The sequence below is a fragment of the Mycobacterium interjectum genome, assembly GCF_900078675.2.
GTDB classification, from domain to species: domain Bacteria; phylum Actinomycetota; class Actinomycetes; order Mycobacteriales; family Mycobacteriaceae; genus Mycobacterium; species Mycobacterium interjectum.
The window spans coordinates 204,265-205,976 of record NZ_LT546237.1 but is presented as its reverse complement, the minus strand read 5'-3'; the positions used below and the strand labels follow the sequence as shown (position 1 = coordinate 205,976).

The 1,712-nt window shown below is 68.2% G+C and carries 2 protein-coding genes and 1 pseudogene; 1 reads left to right on the top strand and 2 read right to left on the bottom strand.

What is annotated here, in order from left to right:
* Window positions 1-321 (bottom strand): annotated as a pseudogene (locus BN4348_RS35385) (glycosyltransferase); the annotation flags it as partial.
* A gap of 469 nt (window positions 322-790) precedes the next feature.
* On the opposite strand from BN4348_RS35385, the gene BN4348_RS35380 reads away from it, so the two are divergent.
* Window positions 791-1,258, top strand: a complete 468-nt coding sequence (locus tag BN4348_RS35380; protein ID WP_372514154.1) for a PAS domain S-box protein — start codon at window positions 791-793, stop codon at window positions 1,256-1,258.
* On the opposite strand, the gene BN4348_RS35375 is transcribed toward BN4348_RS35380, so the two are convergent.
* Window positions 1,239-1,712: acyl-CoA dehydrogenase family protein (locus BN4348_RS35375; protein WP_268921166.1), on the bottom strand; the 474-nt coding region annotated here is incomplete at its 5' end. The genes BN4348_RS35380 and BN4348_RS35375 overlap by 20 nt on opposite strands.

Here is a 1,712-nt window from a genome sequence, read left to right as displayed (position 1 = left end):
GGCCGGGAGCAGGCCCGCCGCCACCAGCGCATCGCACCCCTGCGCCGCCGCGGCGACCGTGTCGAACTGCGCGGCGATCAGCTCGTCGACGTGCCGCCGCAGATCGGCCTCAGACGGCGGCGTCGCGCCGGTCACCATCGCGCGCACCGACTCGCCGAACGGCACCAGCGGCACGCCGAGACCGGCCACCCGCTCGGCGAACTCCTCGTCCGGTGGGGCGCAAATGCGGACCTCGGCACCGAGCGCCCGCAATTGCGCGGCCAGGCCGACCAGCGGCTCGACGCCCCCGCGCGAATCGTATGTCGAGAGCAACACACGCATTTCGCTTACTCTGCAGCAGCGCCCCGCTCACCGCGAGCCCGCCACGGGCGGCCGGAGCTCGTTGCCGGACCAAATCATTTCGATCCGTCTGAGCCAAACGTGGCCGACCGTCGCCGGTCCGCAGTTAGCGAATCCCCGCCCGAGGCGGTTGCTGCCGGAACTTCCTGCCGGTGACCGAGACTTTTGCCGGGTTAGCGACGGCCCGTTTCCAAGTTTGCTGAACACCGGGGTAGCCACCACCCGGGGCGGAGAAATCCGCCCCACAGCTAATAAACTCCGCTAGGAAAAGTCGTGCCGATGCGGTGCACGGCGCGCAGAACTAATTTGGCATGTGACAAATAGCTAATACGGTCAGCAAACTATAGACTTATCACGACCGTTCCAATAGCATTTGCTGTCATCGCGTTCAGGCATTGAGCGCGACTTTCCCGCTTCGGGGCGCAATGCCAGGGCGACGACGGGGGTAGGAGTGATCGGGAAGATTCCCACGGCCGTCAACGGTCGACGAATCGAGCGTCGAAGCCCGAGGCCGCCCAACCAACTGCCGATCGACGAACTGCACCGGATGCCGGCCCTGGTCGTCTTGGACCGGCTGCCGTCTCCGGCCCTGGCGGTCGACCGCCTGGGCGCCATCCTGTTCGCCAACGACTCGTTCTGCGACATGGTTGGACACTCTCCCGACGAGCTGCTCCAGATGGAGTTCGAACACATCTTTTACAGCCTGCCGGCCGACGACCGCTGGGTGGCGCTGGTCGGCACGGGCGCCAGGCGGCTGGTCGAGTTGCGGCACAAATCCGGTCACTCGGTGTGGGCCAGCATGAGCAAGTCGGCGATGCGGCGCCGCGACGACACGGTCGCGCTGGTCACCTTCCACGACCGCACCGAGGAGCTCTGGCTCAACGACGACATCCCCGCCGTCACGACGCCGGCAGGTTGACCAGCTCCGCCAATCGAGTGCGGTGCCGATAGGCGGTGCCGAGCGCCAACTGGTCGCTCTTGGCCCGCTTGAGGTAGAGGTGCGCCGGATACTCCCAGGTCATGCCGATGCCGCCATGCAGTTGCACGCACTCCTCGGCGGCGTGGACCGCGACGCCGCTGCAGTAGGCCTGCGCGATGGCGGCCGCGACCGGCGCGTCGTCGTCGTCGCGAGCGCACGCGTCGGCGGCGTAGCGCGCGGCCGCCGTTGCCGCGCCGATCTCGAACCACAGGTCCGCCAGGCGGTGCTTGATCGCCTGGTAGGAGCCGATCGCGCGTCCGAACTGCTTGCGCTGCTTGACATAGGCCAGCGTGGTGTCGAAACACCACTGGGCCACCCCGAGCTGCTCGGACGCGAGCAGGGCCGCCGCCGTGCGCAGCGCGTCGGCCACGGCGGATCCCGCCGGCCCGACCGG